Origin of the sequence: Streptomyces koelreuteriae, assembly GCF_018604545.1 — a bacterium.
Lineage (GTDB): Bacteria > Actinomycetota > Actinomycetes > Streptomycetales > Streptomycetaceae > Streptomyces > Streptomyces koelreuteriae.
In genome coordinates this window covers 1,241,578-1,261,309 of the sequence record NZ_CP075896.1, presented here as the reverse complement: position 1 = coordinate 1,261,309, position 19,732 = coordinate 1,241,578, and the positions used below count along the sequence as shown (strand labels likewise).

The following is a 19,732-nucleotide window of genomic DNA, read 5'->3' as shown; positions in this document are numbered from 1 at the left end:
GTCGCCCGAGGCCGCGGGGCCGCCGGTCCAGGAGTCGGGCAGATGCTGACGGCCGGGGCGTCCTCCGGTTAAGGTCACAGCGGCGCGACTGGCCCTGACGTGCGTGAGGGCCCGGAGAGCAAGGGGAGTGCAAGTGGCGGACGCTGCAGTGAGCGGTACCCGATCGACGCAGCGGGTGCTCGTCGCCGCGGACAAGTTCAAGGGGTCGCTGACGGCCGTGGAGGTCGCCGAGCGGGTGACGGCCGGGCTGCGCCGGGCCGTGCCGCACCTCGAGGTCGAGGCGCTGCCCGTGGCCGACGGCGGCGACGGCACCGTGGCCGCGGCGGTCGCGGCCGGGTTCGAGCGCCGGGAGGTACGGGTCGCCGGCCCCCTCGGGGGTGAGGTGACGGCGGCGTTCGCGCTGCGCGAGGACACCGCGGTCGTGGAGATGGCCGAGGCGAGCGGACTCCAGCGGCTGCCCGCCGGCGTCTTCGCCCCGCTCACGGCCTCCACGTACGGCTCCGGCGAACTGCTGCGGGCCGCCCTGGACGCCGGTGCCCGCCGCATCGTCTTCGGGGTCGGCGGCAGCGCCACCACCGACGGTGGCGCCGGAATGCTGTCCGCCCTGGGCGCCCGGTTCCTGGACGCCGACGGCGAGCCGGTACCGCCGGGCGGCGGCGGCCTCGCCGATCTGGCCACCGCCGATCTGTCGGGCCTCGACCCGCGCCTCACCGAGATCGAACTGGTCCTCGCCAGCGATGTCGACAACCCGCTGACCGGCCCGAAGGGCGCGCCCGCGGTCTACGGCCCGCAGAAGGGCGCCTCCCCGGACGACGTGGCCGCCCTGGACACCGCCCTCGCGCACTTCGCGAAGGTGCTGGAGGGGCCGGTCGGTCCGAAGGCCGCGGAGTACGCCGCCTCGCCCGGCGCGGGCGCGGCCGGCGGCATCGGCTACGGCGCCCTGCTGCTGGGCGCCCGCTTCCGCCCCGGCATCGAGGTGATGCTCGACGTCCTGGGCTTCGCACCCGCGCTGGACCGTGCCGATCTGGTGATCACCGGCGAGGGCTCCCTCGACGAACAGACCCTGCACGGCAAGGCCCCGGCAGGCGTCGCCGCGGCGGCCCGCGCCGCCGGCAAGGACGTCGTGGCGGTCTGCGGCCGCCTCGCCCTCCCCCCGGAGGTCCTGGGCCGCTCCGGCTTCCGCCGCGCCTACCCCCTGACGGACGCCGAGCCGGACGTGGCGAAGTGCATCGCCGAGGCGGGCCCGATCCTGGAACGCGTGGCAGAACGCATCGCCAGGGACTTCCTGAGCTGAAACGGCGAAGGGCCCCGGACCGAATCCCGGTCCGGGGCCCTTCACAAGAGTCAGACGCTACGGAAGCTGCGCCGCCCGCGCCTCGCGCCGGCTGCCGCGGAAGTTGTTCACCCGCCGGGCCGTCGCGAACAGCGGAATCACCGCACCCATGACCAGCTGAAGCGCGCACCCCGTCTGCAGCAGCAGCTGTCCGCTCGGCGCGTCGAACGCCCACGCCGCCAGCAGCCCCATGCTCAGCACGATCCACGACAGCATCGCCACGGCGAGCCGCCCCCGCGGCTTCGGGTACTCGACCCGGCTCACCATGAGCCACGCCGTACCCAGGATCGCCAGCAGCGTCGCCACGAAGGGCAGCTCCAGCAGCACGATCGACACGACCGTCAGGGCACCGAACGGCGACGGCATGCCCTGGAACGTCCCGTCCTTCACGGTGACGCACGAGAACCGCGCAAGCCGCAGCACCACCGCCAGCAGCACCACGATCGCGCCCACCGCCGCGACCCGCTCATGCGCGTCCCGCGCGACCATGCCGTACACGAGCACGAAGTACGCGGGCGCCAAACCGAAGCTGATCAGATCGGAGAGATTGTCCAGCTCCGCGCCCATCGGCGACGACCGCAGCTTGCGGGCGACGAGGCCGTCGAACAGGTCGAAGACCGCCGCGCACAGCATCAGTATCACGGCCGTGGCCGCGCTGTTGCGGGCCATGCCCGCGTCGTCGCCCGTGAGGTGCGGGATCAGGATGCCGGTGGTGGTGAAGTACACCGCCATGAAGCCGCACGTGGCGTTGCCGAGCGTGAGGGTGTCCGCTATCGAGAGGCGAAGAGAGAGAGGCATCTCCTCTTCTTCGTCCACCTCGTCGGCCTCCGGGACCCAGCCGACCTTGGTATCAGGATCAATCACGGTCAATGCGAGTCACCCCAGCCACGGTCTTCTGACCGACCTCGACGTCTACCTCCACGCCCTCGGGCAGGTAGATGTCCACACGCGAACCGAAACGGATCAGGCCGATCCGCTCGCCCTGCTCGACCTTGGTGCCCTGGGGCACGTAGGGAACGATGCGACGGGCGACCGCGCCGGCGATCTGGATCATCTCGATGTCGCCGAGCTCGGTGTCGAAGTGCCACACGACCCGCTCGTTGTTCTCGCTCTCCTTGTTGAAGGCGGGAACGAAGCCACCGGGGATGTGCTCGACCGACGTCACCGTGCCGGCCAGCGGCGCGCGGTTGACGTGCACGTTGAGCGGGCTCATGAAGATCGCGACGCGGGTGCGGCCGTCCTTCCACGGCATGATGCTCTGCACCACACCGTCGGCGGGCGAGATGACCCGGCCCTGCGTGATCTCGCGCTCGGGGTCGCGGAAGAACCACAGCATCCCCGCCGCGAGCGCGGTGGCGGGAACGGCGACGGCCTTGGCGGCGCCGGAGCGCCGGGCACGGGCCAGGCTGAGGGCTGCGGTGGCGACGGTCGGAAGAAGCCACGGCGATGCTCCGCGCGCGAGGCGTACGCCGGCCCGGCTGTCGCGTGGTGCAGAGGTTTGGCTGTGGGGCATGGATGACCTTCGTAGCGGATGAGGCCGCACTCTGACGGGGGACGGCGGCTTTCCGGCGATCGTAGCGGCTCGGGACCGTAACTGGGTAAGCCAGGCAGCCGAGTCGGCGGCTGAAGAGTGCTGACGGGGTGTGATCTTCTTCTCCAAGAAAACACCCCGTATCCGGACATCTAGCCCTGGAATCGATACTCTTCGAGCAGTCGCCGACCGATGATCATTTTCTGGATCTCGGCGGTACCTTCACCGATGAGCAGCATCGGAGCCTCGCGGTAGAGGCGCTCGATCTCGTACTCCTTGGAGAAGCCGTAGCCGCCGTGGATCCGGAAGGCGTCCTCGACGACCTCCTTGCAGTACTCGGAGGCGAGGTACTTCGCCATCCCAGCCTCGAGGTCGTTTCGCTCACCGGAGTCCTTTTTGCGAGCTGCATTCACCATCATCGCATGCGCGGCCTCGACCTTGGTAGCCATCTCGGCCAGCTTGAACTGGATCGCCTGGTGCTGGGCGATCGCCTTTCCGAAGGTGTGACGCTGCTGCGCGTACCGGACGCCCAGTTCGAACGCACGCTGAGCGACGCCGCAGCCACGTGCCGCCACGTTGACGCGCCCGACCTCGACGCCGTCCATCATCTGGTAGAAACCACGGCCGGTGACCCCGCCGAGCACACGATCCGCAGGAATCCGCAGGCCATCCATGATGAGTTCGGTGGTGTCGACACCCTTGTAACCCATCTTGTCGATCTTCCCCGGGATGGTGAGACCGGGGCGGACCTCGCCGAAGCCGGGCTCCTTCTCGACGAGGAAGGTCGTCATCGACTTGTGGGGCGCGGTGCCCTCGGGGTGACCTTCGTCACTTCGGACCAGAACGGCCACCAGCGACGACGTTCCGCCGTTCGTCAGCCACATCTTCTGGCCGTTCAGGACGTACTCCTCGCCGTCCCGCACCGCCTTCGACGTGATCGCCGAGACGTCCGAGCCGAGGGCCGGCTCCGACATCGAGAACGCGCCGCGGATGTCGCCCGCGGCCATCCTCGGCAGGAAATGGTCCTTCTGTTCCTGCGTCCCGTGCTGCTTGAGCATGTACGCCACGATGAAGTGGGTGTTGATGATGCCGGACACCGACATCCACCCGCGGGCGATCTCCTCTACGCACAGCGCGTACGTCAGGAGAGACTCGCCCAGACCCCCGTACTCCTCGGGAATCATCAGGCCGAACAGGCCCAACTCCTTCAGCCCGTCGACGATCTGTTGGGGGTACTCGTCGCGGTGCTCCAGCTCCGTGGCGACCGGGATGATCTCCTTGTCCACGAAGTCCCGGACGGTGGACAGGATCTCCTGCTGGATGTCCGTCAGACCGGCGGTCTGGGCGAGTCGCGCCATGGCTACTTCTCCTGCTCCTTGAGCTCCGGGCGGCCGGGCTGCTCGCCGCCGCGCTCCTTGATGTAGGTCTCGGTCGGCACCATGACCTTGCGGCGGAACACGCAGACCAGCGTGCCGTCCTGCTTGTAGCCCTTGGTCTCGACGTAGACGATCCCGCGGTCGTTCTTCGACTTCGACGGCCACTTGTCGAGCACGGTCGTCTGGCCGTAGAGCGTGTCACCGTGGAAGGTCGGCGCCACGTGCTTGAGCGACTCGATCTCCAGGTTGGCGATGGCCTTGCCGGAGATGTCCGGGACGGACATGCCGAGCAGGAGGGAGTAGATGTAGTTCCCGACCACCACGTTCTTGCCGAAGTCCGTCGTCTTCTCGGCGTAGTTGACGTCCATGTGGAGCGGGTGGTGGTTCATGGTGAGGAGACAGAACAGGTGGTCGTCGTACTCCGTGACCGTCTTTCCCGGCCAGTGCTTGTACGTCGCCCCGACCTCGAACTCCTCGTAGGTGCGTCCGAACTGCATCGCCGTCACGCCTCCGGGATCTCGAACTTGCTGGTGCGCCGCATGCCGGCGGCGCGTCCCTTGCCGGAGACGACCAGGGCCATCTTGCGGCTGGCCTCGTCGATCATCTCGTCGCCGAGCATCGCGGAGCCCTTCTTGCCCCCGGCCTCGGACGTGTAGTAGTCGTACGCGTCCAGGATCAGCTCGGCGTGGTCGTAGTCCTCCTGTGACGGCGAGAAGATCTCGTTGGACGCCTCGACCTGGCCCGGGTGCAGCACCCACTTGCCGTCGAAGCCGAGGGCGGCGGCGCGCTGGGCGACCTCGCGGTAGCCGTCGATGTTGCGGATCTGCAGGTACGGGCCGTCGATCGCCTGGAGGTTGTTGGCGCGGGCCGCCATCAGGATCTTCATCAGGATGTAGTGGTAGGCGTCCGCCGGGTAGCCGGGCGGCTGCTCGCCCACGACCAGCGACTTCATGTTGATGGAGGCCATGAAGTCGGCCGGGCCGAAGATGATGGTCTCGACGCGCGGGGAGGCCGTCGCGATCTCGTTGACGTTGTTCAGGCCCTGCGCGTTCTCGATCTGCGCCTCGATGCCGATCTTGCCGACCTCGAAGCCCATCGTCTTCTCGATCTGCGTCAGCAGCAGGTCCAGGGCGACGACCTGCTGGGCCGTCTGCACCTTCGGCAGCATGATGCAGTCGAGGTTCTGGCCGGCGCCCTCGACGACCGTGACGACGTCCCGGTACGTCCACTCGGTCGTCCAGTCGTTGACCCGCACGACGCGCGTCTTGCCCGTCCAGTCGCCCTCGTTGAGGAACTTGACGATGGTGTGCCGCGCCTCGGGCTTGGCGAGCGGGGCGCACGCGTCCTCCAGGTCGAGGAAGACCTGGTCCGCCGGGAGGCCCTGGGCCTTCTCCAGGAACCGGGGGTTCGAGCCCGGTACCGCCAGGCAGGAACGCCGGGGGCGAAGGCGGTTGACCGTGGTCATGCGGGGACCTCCAGGGGGTCGAGCTTGTTCGCTTTCCGGATCTCGTCGACGATGCGGCCGATGATTCCGGTGATGTCGAAGTCCTTCGGGGTGAAGACGGCGGCCACTCCGGCTTGCCTGAGCTGCTCGGCGTCACCATTCGGGATGATGCCACCGGCGATCACGGGTATATCTGTGGCACCGGCCACACGCAGCCGTTCGAGCACGTCCGGGACCAGTTGGGCGTGCGAGCCGGACAGGATGGACAGGCCGACCGCGTGCACGTCCTCGGCGAGGGCCGCGTCCACGATCTGCTCGGGCGTCAGCCGGATGCCCTGGTAGACCACCTCGAAGCCGGCGTCACGCGCGCGCACGGCGATCTGCTCCGCGCCGTTGGAGTGCCCGTCCAGGCCCGGCTTGCCGACCAGGAAGCGCAGCTTGCCGACGTCCAGGTCCTTGGCCGTCAGATCCACCTTGCGGCGGACCACGGCCAGCGCGCTGCCCTCCTCGACGGGGACGGCCACGGGCGCCGACGAGACGCCCGTCGGGGCGCGGAACTCGCCGAACACCTCGCGCAGGGCCCCGGCCCACTCACCGGTCGTCGCCCCGGCGCGGGCGCACTCCAGGGTGGCCTCCATGAGGTTCTCGGTGCCCCGGGCGGCGTCCTTCAGCCGCTCCAGCGCCTTGCAGGGGCGCGGGTGGTTGAAGGGCGGCTGGTAGCGGTTGTCGCGCCAGTTCTGCAGGCCCGCGATCACCCGGGCCTCGACCGCCGGGTCGACCGTCTGGATCGCGGTGTCCAGATCGGCGGTCAGCGGGTTCGGCTCGGTGCCCTCGAAGGCGTTGACACCGATGATCTTCTCCTGGCCGGACTCGATCCGGCCCCGGCGCTCGGCGTGCGAGGAGACGAGCTGCGACTTGAGGTAGCCGGACTCGACGGCCGCCATGGCGCCGCCCATCTCCTGGATGCGGTCGATCTCCGCGAGGGCGGACTCGACCAGCTCCTCCACCTTCGCCTCGATCACCTTCGAGCCCTCGAAGATGTCCTCGTACTCCAGCAGATCGCTCTCGTAGGCCAGCACCTGCTGGATGCGCAGCGACCACTGCTGGTCCCAGGGGCGGGGCAGGCCCAGCGCCTCGTTCCAGGCGGGCAGCTGCACGGCACGCGCGCGTGCGTCCTTGGAGAGGGTGACGGCCAGCATCTCGAGCACGATCCGCTGGACGTTGTTCTCCGGCTGCGCCTCCGTCAGGCCCAGGGAGTTGACCTGGACGCCGTAGCGGAAGCGGCGGTGCTTGGGGTTGTCGATGCCGTACCGCTCGCGGGTGACCTTGTCCCAGATGCGGCCGAAGGCGCGCATCTTGCACATCTCCTCGACGAAGCGGACGCCCGCGTTCACGAAGAACGAGATACGGCCGACGACGTCGCCCATGCGCTCCTGCGGCACCTGGCCGGAGTCGCGCACGGCGTCGAGCACGGCGATCGCGGTGGACATCGCGTACGCGATCTCCTGCACCGGCGTGGCGCCCGCCTCCTGCAGGTGGTAGCTGCAGATGTTGATCGGGTTCCACTTCGGGATGTGGGAGACCGTGTACGCGATCATGTCCGTCGTCAGACGGAGGCTCGGCCCCGGCGGGAACACATGCGTGCCCCGGGACAGGTACTCCTTGACGATGTCGTTCTGGGTCGTGCCCTGGAGCTTGGTGATGTCCGCACCCTGCTCCTCGGCGACGACCTGGTAGAGCGCCAGCAGCCACATGGCCGTGGCGTTGATGGTCATCGAGGTGTTCATCTGCTCCAGGGGGATGTCCTGGAACAGCCGGCGCATGTCACCGAGGTGCGCGATCGGCACACCGACCCGGCCGACCTCGCCGCGGGCGAGGATGTGGTCGGAGTCGTAGCCGGTCTGCGTCGGCAGGTCGAACGCCACCGACAGACCTGTCTGCCCCTTGGCGAGGTTGCGTCGGTACAGCTCGTTGGACGCCTCGGCCGTGGAGTGACCGGCGTACGTGCGCATGAGCCACGGCCGGTCCTTCTGACGCTCACTCATGGACGACCTCAGATGTTCCGGAAGCGGTTGATGGCGTCGATGTGCTTGGCGCGCTTCTCCTGGTCGCGCACGCCCAGGCCCTCCTCGGGGGACAGCGCGAGGACGCCGACCTTGCCCTGGTGGAGGTTGCGGTGCACGTCGTAGGCGGCCTGGCCGGTGTCCTCCAGGGAGTAGACCTTGGAGAGCGTCGGGTGGATCTTGCCCTTCGCGATGAGCCGGTTGGCCTCCCAGGCCTCGCGGTAGTTGGCGAAGTGCGAGCCGATGATCCGCTTCAGCGACATCCACAGGTAGCGGTTGTCGTACTCGTGCATGTAGCCCGAGGTGGAGGCGCAGGTGGTGATGGTGCCGCCCTTGCGGGTGACGAACACGCTCGCGCCGAAGGTCTCACGGCCGGGGTGCTCGAAGACGATGTCGATGTCCTCGCCGCCGGTGAGCTCGCGGATGCGCTTGCCGAAGCGCTTCCACTCCTTGGGGTCCTGGGTGTTCTCGTCCTTCCAGAACTTGTAGCCCTCGGCGTTGCGGTCGATGATCGCGTCCGCGCCCATCGCCCGGCAGATGTCGGCCTTCTGCTCGCTGGAGACGACACAGATCGGGTTGGCGCCGCCGGCCAGCGCGAACTGGGTGGCGTAGGAGCCGAGTCCGCCGGACGCGCCCCAGATGAGGACGTTGTCGCCCTGCTTCATGCCGGCGCCGTTGCGGGAGACCAGCTGCCGGTAGGCGGTGGAGTTCACCAGGCCCGGAGCGGCGGCCTCCTCCCAGCTCAGGTGGTCGGGCTTGGGCATCAGCTGGTTCGACTTGACCAGGGCGATCTCGGCGAGGCCGCCGAAGTTGGTCTCGAAGCCCCAGATGCGCTGCTCGGGGTCGAGCATCGTGTCGTTGTGGCCGTCGGACGACTCCAGCTCGACGGAGAGGCAATGCGCGACGACCTCGTCACCGGGCTGCCAGGCGTTGACGCCCGGGCCGGTGCGCAGGACGACGCCCGCGAGGTCGGAGCCGATGATGTGGTACGGCAGGTCGTGGCGCTTGGCCAGCTCGTTGGTGCGGCCGTAGCGCTCCAGGAACCCGAAGGTGGACAGCGGCTCGAAGATCGAGGTCCACACCGAGTTGTAGTTGACCGAGGAGGCCATCACGGCCACCAGGGCCTCGCCCGGGCCGAGCTCGGGGACCGGGACCTCGTCCAGGTGGATCGACTTGCGGGGGTCCTTGTCGCGGGTGGTGAGGCCCGCGAACATCTCCGTCTCGTCCTTGTGCACGGTGATCGCGCGGTACGACTCGGGGATCGGGAGGGCGGCGAAGTCCTTCGACACGGAGTCGGGCGACTGGATCGCGGCCAGGATGTCCTTCATGGTCACGGTGTTGCCTCCGGCGGTGTGCGCCCTGAGGGAGGGGCGCTGAGGGTTACGTCGGTGCTGCTGAGGGTTGAGGGTGTGCCGTCGGTTCGGCGGTGGTGCTGTTCGGCAGCGCTGGTGGCGCGGGAGGTTGCCTGTGACGCAGGCGTCCGGGCGAGCAGGCGGTGAGCTTGCTGGGACGTCGCCCGGACCTCTTCAACGTATGACACCGCGTGTCACCCCGCAAGGCACTGAGTGCCAGAACTTGCTCTCAGATGAAATCTTTACGTAACAAATGAGCGATGATCGATCGAATGGCCTCCGTGGGGCATGTCAAAACGGCCCCTGACATGCCAAAACGGCCACCCCGTGGGGTGGCCGTCATCACAGGTGGTGCGAGCTGTTCAGCGCTCCTTGAGGGCCTGCTCGATGGTCCTCATGACCTCGTCCAGCGGTGCGTCGGTACGGGCGACGGTCACCAGCACCTCGCCCTGCGTCGAGGCCGTGGCCGCGGCCGGCTGCGCGTCCGTGGAGCGCCCGGCCCCGATGCCCGTGCCGAAGGTCTTGCGCACGATCGCGAAGGCGTGGTCGAGCTGCGTTTCCACGTCCCCCTGACCGCCGGCCCGCAGCCAGCGCCGCAGGACGTGATTGTGGGCCGTCACCACGGCGGACGCGGCGACCTCCGCCAGCAGCGGGTCGTCGTTGGCGTCGTCGGCGTGCGCGCGCTCGTCGAAGTGGCCGAGGAGGTAGCGGGTGAACAGTCGCTCGTAACGGGCCACCGACGCGATCTCCGCCTCGCGCAGCGTGGGCACCTCACGCGTCAGCTTGTAGCGGGCGACCGAGATCTCCGGCCGGGCCGCGTACATCTTCATGACTTCCTTGATGCCGCGGCACACCGTGTCGAGCGGATGCTCGTGCGCGGGCGCGGCGTTGAGCACCGCCTCGGCGCGGATCAGGGTGTCGTCGTGGTCGGGGAAGATCGCCTCTTCCTTGGAGCGGAAGTGGCGGAAGAACGTGCGCCGGGCGACCCCGGCCTGGGCCGCGATCTCGTCGACGGTGGTCGCCTCGTACCCCTTGGTCGCGAACAGCTCCATCGCGGCGGCCGCCAGTTCCCGGCGCATCTTGAGCCGCTGGGCGGCGGCGCGAGAGCCTGCGGCGCTCTCCGGCGCGTCGGCCGTAGCTGGTGTACGTGAGGACTTGGCGGGCTGGGGCATGCCCTGAACGTACTGCATGTGCGCAGCTCGCTGCGCATGGCCTGGTTCGTGGAACCGGTCCGGGCCGAGCAGGCCACCCCACTCGGAGCCGGACCGGAACCAGTCGCCGGGACCCTCAGCGCTTGGCATATTCGCGGAAGCCACGGCCGGTCTTGCGGCCGAGGCAGCCCGCGGCCACCAGGTGCTCCAGCAGCGGCGCCGGGGCGAGCCCCGGGTCGCGGAACTCGCGGTGCAGGACCTTCTCGATGGCGAGCGAGACATCCAGCCCGACGACGTCCAGCAGTTCGAAGGGACCCATCGGGTACCCGCCGCCCAGCCGCATCGCCGCGTCGATGTCGTCGAGGGACGCGTAGTGCTCCTCGACCATCTTGATCGCGTTGTTCAGGTACGGGAACAGCAGCGCGTTCACGATGAAGCCCGCCCGGTCCCCGCAGTCGACCGCGTGCTTCCTGATCCGGCCGCAGACCTCGCGGACCGTCGCGTGCACGTCGTCGGCCGTCAGCACGGTGCGGACGACCTCGACCAGCTTCATGGCCGGCGCCGGGTTGAAGAAGTGCATGCCGATCACGTCCTGCGGACGCGAGGTGGCGCGGGCGCAGGCGACGACCGGCAGCGACGAGGTCGTGGTGGCCAGGATGGCGCCCGGCTTGCAGACCTTGTCCAGCGCGGCGAAGAGCTGCTGCTTGATCTCCAGGTCCTCGGCGACCGCCTCCACGGCCAGGTCGACGTCGGCGAAGTCGTCGTAGGTGCCCGTCGGCGTGACACGGTCCAGGGTCTGCGCGGCGGCCTCGGCGGTCATACGGCCCTTGTCGACCGAGCGGGCCAGGGACTTGCCGATCCGGGCCTTCGCGGCCTGGGCCTTCTCCTCGCTGCGGGCCGCGATGACCACGTCGTACCCGCCCTTGGCGAACACCTCCGCGATACCGGAGGCCATGGTGCCCGAGCCCGCGACGCCGACCGAGCGGATCTCCCGGCCCGCGGTCAGGTCCCCGCCCTCCAGCGGCGTCAGCGCGTCCCGCACGACCACCGGGCTGCCCGGTGCCTCGTAGCTGTAGAAACCACGCCCCGCCTTACGGCCGGTCAGGCCCGCCTCGCTGAGCTGCTTGAGGATCGGGGCCGGTGCGTGCAGGCGGTCGCGGGACGCCGAGTACATCGCCTCCAGGACCGTGCGCGCGGTGTCGACGCCGATCAGGTCGAGCAGCGCCAGCGGGCCCATGGGCAGTCCGCAGCCGAGCCGCATCGCGGAGTCGATGTCCTCGCGGGAGGCGTACTTCGCCTCGTACATCGCGGCGGCCTGGTTGAGGTAGCCGAACAGCAGGCCGTCGGCGACGAACCCCGGGCGGTCGCCGACCGCGACGGGCTCCTTGCCCAGGTCCAGGGCGAGATCGGTGACCGCCGTGACGGCCGCCGGCGCGGTCAGCACCGAGGAGACGACCTCGACCAGCCGCATCGCCGGGGCCGGGTTGAAGAAGTGCAGGCCCAGCACCCGCTCCGGACGGGAGGATTCGGCGGCCAGCCGGGTCACCGACAGGGCGTTGGTGCCGGTCGCCAGGATCGTCCCGGGGCGCACGATCCCGTCCAGCTCCCGGAAGATCTGCTGCTTGACCTCGTACGACTCCGGGGCCACCTCGATGACCAGGTCGGCGTCGGCCGCCGTCCTGAGATCGGTGGAGGTACGGACCCGGGCGAGGATGCCGGCGCGGTCCTGCTCGGTCAGCCGCTCGCGCTCGACGCCACGGGCGGTGGAGGCCTCCAGGGCGGCGACGCACTTCGCGGCCTGGGCCTCGCTGATGTCGATGCCGACGACCTCGCGGCCGGCCTTGGCGAGGACCTCGGCGATGCCGGTGCCCATCGTGCCGAGGCCGACGACGGCGATGGTCTGCAGCGGGGACTGGGACGGGTCGGAAAGGGGAGTGGCCATCGCGGGACTCCAGGAATGAGGGTGACGACAGGGAACGCGCCCGGGTGCGCCGAGGGGCGCACCGGGTGCGTGAAGAAGTGCGGGTGTTGCCGGGCCGCAAGCGCACACGCCCGGTGAAGGGAGGACCGGCCCTGTCCCGGGGCCGAGTCGCACCTCGGTACCTGAAGCACCGAACCGACTGCTCTCACGACGGCCGCGTCACCAGACCGCCGCGAGGAAGAACGAGTGGGTAACTCGCTCGTCTGAGCTTAACTGGCGGGTAACGAGCGCGCCAGCCCTCGTCTTTGTGATGTACGTCCCGCGCAGCTCGCGACGCACCTACCCTCTCAGTCATGGACGAAGAGTTGCGATCACTCACGCTGCGCTTACGGCAGGAGTCGGGGGCGACGCCCGCGTTCGAGCGGCTTGTGGCGACCGAGGACGTCGACGCCCTGGCGGGGGTGCTGACCGAACCCGGGCAGCAGTTGTGGGCGAGGGAGCTGGCCGCGTTCCGGCTCGGGCTGGCGCGGGACCGGCGGGCCTTCGAGGCGCTGGTGCTGCTGCTGAACCATCGCGACCCGCCGCGCTGCGCCTCCGCCGCCTACGCCCTGGCCCGTCTCGGCGATCCGCGCACCGCCCGCGCGGCCGCCGCCCTCGCCACCAACGAACTGCGCGTCGCCTACGCCCTGCACCCCGTACGGCTGCTGGTGGAACTGGACGCCCCGGAGGCCGTGCCCGCGCTGATCACCACCCTGCGGCGGCGGCTGCGGCCCCACGACCCCTACCGTCGGGTGGCCCTCGCCTGCGTGGACGGGCTCGGCACGCTCGGCGACGCCCGGGCCAGGCCCGTCCTGGACGAGGCACTCGCCCATCCGGTGCTCGCCGAGGCGGCGGTGCGCGCGCTGGGCCGGATTCCGAAGCAGCGGTGAGGTCAGCGGGGGAGCGCCCGCGCGTAGCGCACCTCGGGGACGACGGTGCCCTCCACCTCGAAGGGCTCCTCTGCGCCGTCCGCGAGAAAGCCGGCCCGTTCGTAGAAACGGCGGGCCCGGCCGTTCTCCTTGAGCACCCACAGCAGCAGCCGGCCGTGCCCCGCACGGGCGCAACGCTCGACCGACTCCGCGAGCAGCGCCTGCCCCACGCCCCGTCCCAGATGTTCCGGGTGGACGTAGATGGCGTACAACTCGGCGTCCGGTGTGAGGACTTCACCGTCCCGGTACGGTCCGTGGCAGGCCCAGCCGACGAGTTCGCCCCCGTCGTCCTCGGCGACCAGGTTCACCACGCTGTCGTCGGCCCGCGCCAGGTACGTACGACGCCGTTCGGCGTCCTCCGCGACGCTGAGCCCGTCCAGATACGACTGCGGCATCAGACCCCGATAGGCGCTCTGCCAGCCGCCGGTGCGGATCTCCGCGACGCGGTCGCAGTCGGCGAGCGCCATCTCCCGGACCCGTAACCCCTTCAGCTCACTCATGGGGCCATAGTGGACCACGGGTCTGAGAGCGCCCGCCCGGCGGATGGTCAGGAGCTCAGCCGCGGAAGCCGAGCAGTCGGTGCAGGGTCGAGCCGCGGGCGGACATCGACGCCGTCTTCGACGTCAGCGGCTTGGGTTCCGCCGCGGCGTCGCACGTCGCGTCCCGGCTGCCGACACCACGCGGCACGGTGCCGTCGGACAGATAGGTCGCCAGGTACTTGTCCAGGCAGGCGTTCCCGCTCAGCGTGATGCCGTGGTTGCCGCCGCCCTGCTCGACGACCAGGCTGGAGCGCGCCAGCAGGTCATGGACGGTGACACCGCCCTCGTACGGAGTGGCCGCGTCGTTCGTCGCCTGGAACAGCAGGGCCGGCGGCAGCTGGCCGTTGGCGATGCTCACCGGACGCGCGCCGTCGGTCGGCCAGAACGCGCACGGTGCGTTGTACCAGGCGTTGTTCCAGGTCATGAAGGGCGCCTTCTCGTACGCCGCCCAGTTGTCCTTGCGCCACTGGTGCCAGTCGCGCGGCCAGAAGGCGTCCCGGCACTGCACCGCGGTGTAGACGCTGTAGCTGTTGTCGTCGGCCGCGTCGGCCGCGCCGAAGTTCTTGTACACCTCGACCAGCGGCGCGGTGGTCCTGCCGTTCACATAGGCCGCGAACGCCTCCGCCAGATAGGGCCAGTAGCCGTTGTAGTAGGAGCCCGGGACGAAGGTGTCCTCCAGCTCCGCGGCGCCCACCCTGCCGCCCGCCGGATCCTTGGCCAGCGCCGCCCGCATCGCGTACCACGAGGCTTCGATCTTCTCGGGGTCGGTGCCGAGCCGGTAGCGCTCGTCGTGCCTTGCGACCCAGGCCATGAAGGCGCGGTGGCGGTCGTTGAAGGCGTGGTCCTGGTTCAGGTTCGCGGTGTACCAGACGTCGGTGGGGTCGACGATCGAGTCCAGGACCATCCGCCGGACGTGCTGGGGGTACAGCCGCCCGTAGACCGCGCCCAGATAGGTGCCGTACGAGTAGCCGAAGTAGTTGATCTTCCGCGCGCCCAGGGCCTGCCGGATCGCCTCGATGTCGTGCGCGGCGCTGACCGTGTTGATGTGCGGCAGCAGATGTCCGTACTTCTCGGCGCAGGAGACGGCGAAGGACTTGGCGCGGGCGAGGTTGGCCCGCTCCGCCTCGGGCGTGCCCGGCACCGAGTCCGGGCGCACCGGGCCGAAGTACCCGGGCTCGCAGTCCAGCGCGGGCCTGCTCTCGCCCACTCCGCGCGGGTCGAAGCCGATGACGTCGTACTGGGCCGCGACCTCCTTGGGCAGCGAGGTCGCGACGAAACCGGCGAGTGTCAGACCGTCGCCCCCGGGGCCGCCGGGGTTGACCAGCAGCGGGCCCTGGAACCGCTCGGCGGTGTGCGGGACACGGGACAGCGCGAGGGAGATCTGCGGACCGCGCGGGTTCGCGTGGTCGAGCGGCACCTTGAGGGACGCGCACTGGAGCATCGGATAGTCGGTGGTGCCGCACTTCTTCCAGGCGGGTCTCGCAGCGCGAGAGGTTTCCGCCGAGTGCGGTCCGCTCGCCTCGGCGGGCACGGCCGCGATGCTCCCGGCCAGCACGACGGCAGCGCCGCACAGCACGGCTGCGCGTGTTCTCATGGCGTCCTTCCAGGGCGGAGAGGCGTCGGACCGCGGAGTTCACGGTCATCGCCGATTCGTCCCGGCAAGCGCCTCCGGAAGAACGCGTTCGGTCAAGACTTGACCCGATTGGGCCGCGAGATGCGCTCGAACGCTCCTATATGAGCGACAGTTGGGTGGGTTCGGACGTCGGCGGCTCGGCCGGTTCGGGCGGCCGGATCCGGCGCGGCAGGTCCGCGCGTGTGGGCCCGATGCCGTACTCCTCCGCCAGCTCGTGGACCTGACGGGTGATCCGGCGCTGGTACCACTTCGGGGCGTAGGAGCCCTGCGCGTACAGCCGCTCGTACCGGGCCACCAGATACGGATGCTCCCGGGCCAGCCAGGCCATGAACCACTCGCGGGCGCCGGGCCGCAGATGCAGCACCAGCGGGGTGACGGACGTGGCGCCGGAGGCCGCGATCGCCCGTACGGTGGCCCGCAGTTGATCCGGCCGGTCGCCCAGGAACGGGATCACCGGCGCCATCAGCACACCGCAGCCGATGCCGTGCTCGCCCAGGGTCCGTACGACGTCCAGGCGCCGCTCCGGCGCGGGCGTGCCCGGCTCGACGGTGCGCCACAGCCCGGGATCGATGAAGCCGACCGAGACGGAGATCCCGACGTCGGTCACCTCCGCGGCCTGCACGAGCAGGTCCAGGTCGCGCAGGATCAGCGTGCCCTTGGTCAGGATCGAGAAGGGGTTCGCGTGATCGCGCAGGGCCGAGATGATGCCCGGCATCAGGCGGTAGCGTCCCTCGGCGCGCTGGTAGCAGTCGACGTTCGTGCCCATCGCGATGTGCTCGCCCTGCCAGCGCCGCGAGCCGAGCTGCCGGCGCAGCAGCTCCGGCGCGTTGACCTTGACCACGATCTGGGAGTCGAAGCCGAGGCCCGTGTCGAGGTCGAGGTAGCTGTGCGTCTTGCGCGCGAAGCAGTACACGCAGGCGTGCGAGCAGCCGCGATAGGGGTTGACCGTCCACTGGAACGACATCCGCGAGACAGCCGGCACCCGGTTGATGATCGAACGGGCCCGGATCTCGTGGAAGGTGATGCCCGCGAACTCCGGCGTGTCGATGGTGCGGGTCGTCACCGCGTCCGCGCCGAACAGCGCGGAGTCGGCCCGGCTGTGTTCGGAGTCCGTGGTGAGGTTCTCCCAGCGCATGACGCCTCCTCGGTAGCACTGACCACAGAATAGAACACATGTTCCCTTGATCGTGCGAGGGTGTTTTACGAACGTGTTCGACCGGGTTCGGGGACCCCGATTTGGGGGGCCGGGCAGCGGGGTGGTTGGCTTGCCCCGACCCCCGAGCAACCATGTCCTGGAGGAACCTGATGGCGCAGGTCGAGGCCACTACGGAGCGGATCGTCGCGGCGGACGCGGAGACGGTGTTCGACGCCCTCGCCGACTACAGCGGGACGCGCGAGAAGCTGCTGCCCGAGCACTTCAGCGAGTACGAGGTGCGCGAGGGCGGCGACGGCGAGGGCACCCTCGTCCACTGGAAGCTCCAGGCCACCAGCAAGCGTGTGCGCGACTGCCTCCTGGAGGTCGGTGAGCCCACCGACGGTGAACTGGTCGAGAAGGACCGCAACTCCTCCATGGTCACCACCTGGCGGGTCACCCCGGCCGGTGAGGGCAAGTCCCGGGTCGTGGTGACCACCACCTGGACCGGCGCCGGCGGCATCGGCGGCTTCTTCGAGAAGACCTTCGCCCCCAAGGGCCTCGGCCGGATCTACGACGCGATGCTCGCCAAGCTCGCCGCCGAGGTCGAGAAGTAACCACCCGCCTCCCCAAGATCCAACCCGGTGGGGGCCGTTGTGGCCCCTCACCGGTTCGGGTGATCTCCGGGCGGACCCGCCGCATGCCGTAACTCGTCGTGCTTGCTCATAGTTGTCGCTTTTACGCGGGAATTGTGCGGCAGTGCGACGAGGGGAGCGGTAGGTGGGCGGAATCACTCTGGCGCAGGACGAACCGGCGGTGGCGCCACCCGACACCCCCGCCCCACCACCGGCCCCGGCCGCCGAACTCAGCCCCCGCCGGGTCCGGTTGATCTTCCTCGCGCTCATGCTGGCCCTGCTCCTGGCCGCCCTGGAGCAGATGATCGTCGCCACCGCGCTCCCGAAGATCGTCGGTGAGCTGCACGGCCTGGACCGGATGTCCTGGACGATCACCGCCTATCTGCTCACCGCCACCGTCGGACTGCCGATCTACGGCAAGCTCGGCGATCTGCTGGGCCGCAAGGGCGTCTTCCAGTTCGCCATCGTCGTCTTCGTCGCCGGCTCCGCGCTCGCGGGCCGCGCGCAGACCATGGACCAGCTCATCGCCTTCCGCGCCCTCCAGGGCGTCGGCGCGGGCGGCCTCATGATCGGCGTCCAGGCGATCATCGCGGACATCGTGCCGCCCCGTCGGCGCGCCCGCTACCTGGGCCTGATCGGCGCCGCCTTCGGCCTCGCCTCCGTGGCCGGACCACTGCTCGGCGGCTACTTCACGGACCATCACTCCTGGCGCTGGTGCTTCTACGTCAACGTGCCCTTCGGCCTGCTCACCCTCGCCGTCGTCGCCTTCGCGCTGAAGCTTCCGAAGCCGGCCGTCAGGGCCCGGCTGGACGTCCTCGGCGCGCTGCTGCTGACCGCCGCCTCCACCTGCCTGGTGCTGCTGACCAGTTGGGGCGGCACCGAGTACGCCTGGGACTCGCGCATGATCCTCGGCCTCGGCGCCGGAGCGGCCGCGGCGACCGTCCTCTTCCTCGTCGTCGAGCGCTTCGCCGTCGAACCCCTCATCCCGCCGCGGCTGTTCAAGGACTCCGTCTTCAACGTCACCGGCCTCGTCGGGCTGGTCGTCGGAGCCGCGCTCTTCGGCGCCGCCAGCTATCTGCCGACCTGGCTGCAGATGGTCGACGGGGCCTCCGCCACCGAATCGGGCCTGCTCATGCTGCCGATGACGGGCGGCATCGTCGGTGCCTCGATCATCGCCGGACAGCTCATCGGCCACACCGGCCGCTACAAGGCCTACCCGATCCTCGGCGGTGCCCTCTCCGTCGTCGGCATGTGGCTGCTCTCCCGCCTCGACACCGACACGCCCCGGCTGCACTCCGGCATCTGGATGGCCGTCCTCGGCGCCGGCATCGGCATGGTGATGCCGGTCCTGGTCCTCGCCGTGCAGAACTCCGTGCGCCCCGCCGACCTCGGCACCGCCACCAGCGCCAACAACTACTTCCGGCAGATCGGCGGCAGCATCGGAGCGGCCGTCTTCGGCACCCTCTTCGCCGGCCGGCTCGCCGACGCGCTGGCCGAACGCCTCCCGACGCGCGCGGGCGAGGGACTGCCCGAGCCCGAGTCCCTCACCCCGCAGCTCGTGCACACGCTGCCTCCGGCACTGCGCGACGGCTACATCCGGGCGTACGCCGACGCCATGCCGCGGATCTTCCTCTACCTGGTGCCGGTGCTCGTCCTCGGACTGGTCATCGCCTTCTTCCTCAAGGAGAAACCCCTGGTGTCCCACTACGCCTCCGCCACCGACCCGGACACGGCGCCGGGGAACGCCGCGATCCCGCAGGCGCGCGCACCGCACGCGGCCGGAATGCCCGTCTGCGGTTCGGTGCAGCACCACGACGGGACCGTCGTGCCCCGCGCGGCGCTCACCCTCATCGACGTCACCGGGCAGCAGACCGGGCGCGGCGCGAGCGGCGAGGACGGGCGCTACACGCTGGCCACCCCGGGGCCCGGCGCCTATGTGCTGATCGCCGCCGCGGGCGGCCACCAGCCGCAGGCGGTCTCCGTGACCGTCGGCGAACGCCCCGTCGAACTCGACATCGTCCTCGGCGGCGCCGGAAACCTCGTCGGCAGCGTCGTCACCGCCGACGGCACCCCCGTGCGGGACGCCACCGTCACACTCACCAACGCCCACGGCGCGGTCGTCGCCACCACCCGCAGCGGCCGGGAAGGCGGCTACGTCATCACCGAACTGGTCGCCGGGGAGTACACCCTCGCCGCCGGCGCGCCCGCCTTCCGTCCGGCGGCGCTGCTCGTCACCGTCCAGGCCGATCGCGAGACCCGCCGGGACATCGAACTGGCGGGCGGCGCCGTCCTGCGCGGCACCGTCCGGGCGGGCGGCGGACGGCCCGTGGAGGACGCCCGAGTGACCCTGATCGACGTGGCGGGCAACGTCGTCGACACCCTCACCACCGGTCCCGACGGGACGTTCCGCTTCGTCGACCTCTCCTCCGGGGAGTACACCGTCATTGCCGCCGGATACCCGCCCGTCGCCACTGTCCTCCAGGTGGCCGGAGGCGGCCGCACCGAGCGGGATCTGCAGCTCGGGCACGAGGACTGAAGCGCACCGGCGCACGGGGTCGTGCGCCGGTGCGAGGCCCGCGCGAGCAATTCCCGCGTTGCCTCACCTCGCGACCGGCGGGCGCCGTACGGTGGTGACGCCGGCGCAGATCTCGCGG

The 19,732-nt window shown here is 70.0% G+C and carries 16 protein-coding genes; 4 read left to right on the top strand and 12 right to left on the bottom strand.

Annotated elements, in window-relative coordinates:
• Positions 1-175: 175 nt before the first annotated feature.
• Positions 176-1,294 (top strand): glycerate kinase, encoded by a 1,119-nt coding sequence (locus KJK29_RS05590; RefSeq protein WP_215124165.1) that lies wholly within the window; start codon positions 176-178, stop codon positions 1,292-1,294.
• Between the two features lie 57 nt (positions 1,295-1,351).
• On the opposite strand, the gene pssA is transcribed toward KJK29_RS05590, so the two are convergent.
• The 9 genes from pssA to KJK29_RS05545 form a co-directional block, all read right to left on the bottom strand.
• Positions 1,352-2,131: a CDP-diacylglycerol--serine O-phosphatidyltransferase gene (gene pssA, locus KJK29_RS05585; RefSeq protein ID WP_215124164.1), complete on the bottom strand. Its 780-nt coding sequence runs from the start codon at positions 2,129-2,131 to the stop codon at positions 1,352-1,354.
• Between the two features lie 58 nt (positions 2,132-2,189).
• Complete coding sequence (locus KJK29_RS05580) at positions 2,190-2,846, bottom strand: phosphatidylserine decarboxylase (RefSeq protein WP_215117587.1); 657 nt, start codon at positions 2,844-2,846, stop codon at positions 2,190-2,192.
• A gap of 170 nt (positions 2,847-3,016) precedes the next feature.
• On the bottom strand, positions 3,017-4,222 hold the full coding sequence (locus KJK29_RS05575; protein ID WP_215117586.1) for an acyl-CoA dehydrogenase family protein: 1,206 nt from the start codon (positions 4,220-4,222) through the stop codon (positions 3,017-3,019).
• Between the two features lie 2 nt (positions 4,223-4,224).
• Complete coding sequence (locus tag KJK29_RS05570; RefSeq protein WP_215117585.1) at positions 4,225-4,737, bottom strand: MaoC family dehydratase; 513 nt, start codon at positions 4,735-4,737, stop codon at positions 4,225-4,227.
• A 5-nt stretch (positions 4,738-4,742) separates the two neighbouring features.
• The gene (locus KJK29_RS05565) at positions 4,743-5,705 is read right to left on the bottom strand and encodes an HpcH/HpaI aldolase/citrate lyase family protein (protein ID WP_215117584.1); all 963 of its coding nucleotides are present in this window, start codon (positions 5,703-5,705) and stop codon (positions 4,743-4,745) included.
• Positions 5,702-7,729, bottom strand: coding sequence for a protein meaA (locus KJK29_RS05560; RefSeq protein WP_215117583.1), 2,028 nt, complete (start codon positions 7,727-7,729; stop codon positions 5,702-5,704). Before KJK29_RS05560 ends, KJK29_RS05565 begins: the two co-directional genes overlap by 4 nt.
• Positions 7,730-7,737: 8 nt before the next feature.
• On the bottom strand, positions 7,738-9,075 hold the full coding sequence (gene ccrA / locus KJK29_RS05555) for a crotonyl-CoA carboxylase/reductase (protein ID WP_215124163.1): 1,338 nt from the start codon (positions 9,073-9,075) through the stop codon (positions 7,738-7,740).
• A gap of 386 nt (positions 9,076-9,461) precedes the next feature.
• On the bottom strand, positions 9,462-10,271 hold the full coding sequence (locus tag KJK29_RS05550; protein WP_251057714.1) for a TetR family transcriptional regulator: 810 nt from the start codon (positions 10,269-10,271) through the stop codon (positions 9,462-9,464).
• 115 nt (positions 10,272-10,386) lie between these two features.
• Entirely contained in the window at positions 10,387-12,192 is a 1,806-nt protein-coding gene (locus KJK29_RS05545; RefSeq protein WP_215117581.1) for a 3-hydroxyacyl-CoA dehydrogenase family protein, read from the bottom strand.
• A gap of 332 nt (positions 12,193-12,524) precedes the next feature.
• On the opposite strand from KJK29_RS05545, the gene KJK29_RS05540 reads away from it, so the two are divergent.
• Positions 12,525-13,100 (top strand): adenylosuccinate lyase, encoded by a 576-nt coding sequence (locus KJK29_RS05540; protein WP_215117580.1) that lies wholly within the window; start codon positions 12,525-12,527, stop codon positions 13,098-13,100.
• 2 nt (positions 13,101-13,102) lie between these two features.
• Here the strand turns inward: KJK29_RS05540 and KJK29_RS05535 are convergent, their stop codons facing one another.
• From KJK29_RS05535 to KJK29_RS05525, 3 genes are all read right to left on the bottom strand, one after another.
• The gene (locus tag KJK29_RS05535; RefSeq protein ID WP_251057713.1) at positions 13,103-13,639 is read right to left on the bottom strand and encodes a GNAT family N-acetyltransferase; all 537 of its coding nucleotides are present in this window, start codon (positions 13,637-13,639) and stop codon (positions 13,103-13,105) included.
• Positions 13,640-13,694: 55 nt separating this feature from the next.
• Positions 13,695-15,272 carry an alpha/beta hydrolase gene (locus tag KJK29_RS05530; RefSeq protein ID WP_215117579.1) on the bottom strand — a complete coding sequence of 526 codons (1,578 nt, stop codon included), beginning with the start codon at positions 15,270-15,272 and terminating at the stop codon, positions 13,695-13,697.
• Positions 15,273-15,408: 136 nt separating this feature from the next.
• Positions 15,409-16,446, bottom strand: coding sequence for an Rv2578c family radical SAM protein (locus KJK29_RS05525; protein WP_215117578.1), 1,038 nt, complete (start codon positions 16,444-16,446; stop codon positions 15,409-15,411).
• A gap of 170 nt (positions 16,447-16,616) precedes the next feature.
• Here KJK29_RS05525 and KJK29_RS05520 point away from each other — a divergent pair, with 170 nt between their 5' ends.
• Together KJK29_RS05520 and KJK29_RS05515 are read left to right on the top strand one after the other, a co-directional pair.
• Complete coding sequence (locus KJK29_RS05520) at positions 16,617-17,060, top strand: SRPBCC family protein (protein WP_215117577.1); 444 nt, start codon at positions 16,617-16,619, stop codon at positions 17,058-17,060.
• 163 nt (positions 17,061-17,223) lie between these two features.
• Positions 17,224-19,614 carry an MFS transporter gene (locus tag KJK29_RS05515; RefSeq protein WP_215117576.1) on the top strand — a complete coding sequence of 797 codons (2,391 nt, stop codon included), beginning with the start codon at positions 17,224-17,226 and terminating at the stop codon, positions 19,612-19,614.
• Positions 19,615-19,732: the final 118 nt, after the last annotated feature.

Bases quoted from the DNA above. Each gene is read 5' to 3' on its own strand.
- pssA (WP_215124164.1), bottom strand. From the start codon at position 2,131: ATGCCTCTCTCTCTTCGCCTCTCGATAGCGGACACCCTCACGCTCGGC.
- KJK29_RS05580 (WP_215117587.1), bottom strand. From the start codon at position 2,846: ATGCCCCACAGCCAAACCTCTGCACCACGCGACAGCCGGGCCGGCGTA.
- KJK29_RS05575 (WP_215117586.1), bottom strand. From the start codon at position 4,222: ATGGCGCGACTCGCCCAGACCGCCGGTCTGACGGACATCCAGCAGGAG.
- KJK29_RS05570 (WP_215117585.1), bottom strand. From the start codon at position 4,737: ATGCAGTTCGGACGCACCTACGAGGAGTTCGAGGTCGGGGCGACGTAC.
- KJK29_RS05565 (WP_215117584.1), bottom strand. From the start codon at position 5,705: ATGACCACGGTCAACCGCCTTCGCCCCCGGCGTTCCTGCCTGGCGGTA.
- KJK29_RS05560 (WP_215117583.1), bottom strand. From the start codon at position 7,729: ATGAGTGAGCGTCAGAAGGACCGGCCGTGGCTCATGCGCACGTACGCC.
- ccrA (WP_215124163.1), bottom strand. From the start codon at position 9,075: ATGAAGGACATCCTGGCCGCGATCCAGTCGCCCGACTCCGTGTCGAAG.
- KJK29_RS05550 (WP_251057714.1), bottom strand. From the start codon at position 10,271: ATGCCCCAGCCCGCCAAGTCCTCACGTACACCAGCTACGGCCGACGCG.
- KJK29_RS05545 (WP_215117581.1), bottom strand. From the start codon at position 12,192: ATGGCCACTCCCCTTTCCGACCCGTCCCAGTCCCCGCTGCAGACCATC.
- KJK29_RS05540 (WP_215117580.1), top strand. From the start codon at position 12,525: ATGGACGAAGAGTTGCGATCACTCACGCTGCGCTTACGGCAGGAGTCG.
- KJK29_RS05535 (WP_251057713.1), bottom strand. From the start codon at position 13,639: ATGAGTGAGCTGAAGGGGTTACGGGTCCGGGAGATGGCGCTCGCCGAC.
- KJK29_RS05530 (WP_215117579.1), bottom strand. From the start codon at position 15,272: ATGAGAACACGCGCAGCCGTGCTGTGCGGCGCTGCCGTCGTGCTGGCC.
- KJK29_RS05525 (WP_215117578.1), bottom strand. From the start codon at position 16,446: ATGCGCTGGGAGAACCTCACCACGGACTCCGAACACAGCCGGGCCGAC.
- KJK29_RS05520 (WP_215117577.1), top strand. From the start codon at position 16,617: ATGGCGCAGGTCGAGGCCACTACGGAGCGGATCGTCGCGGCGGACGCG.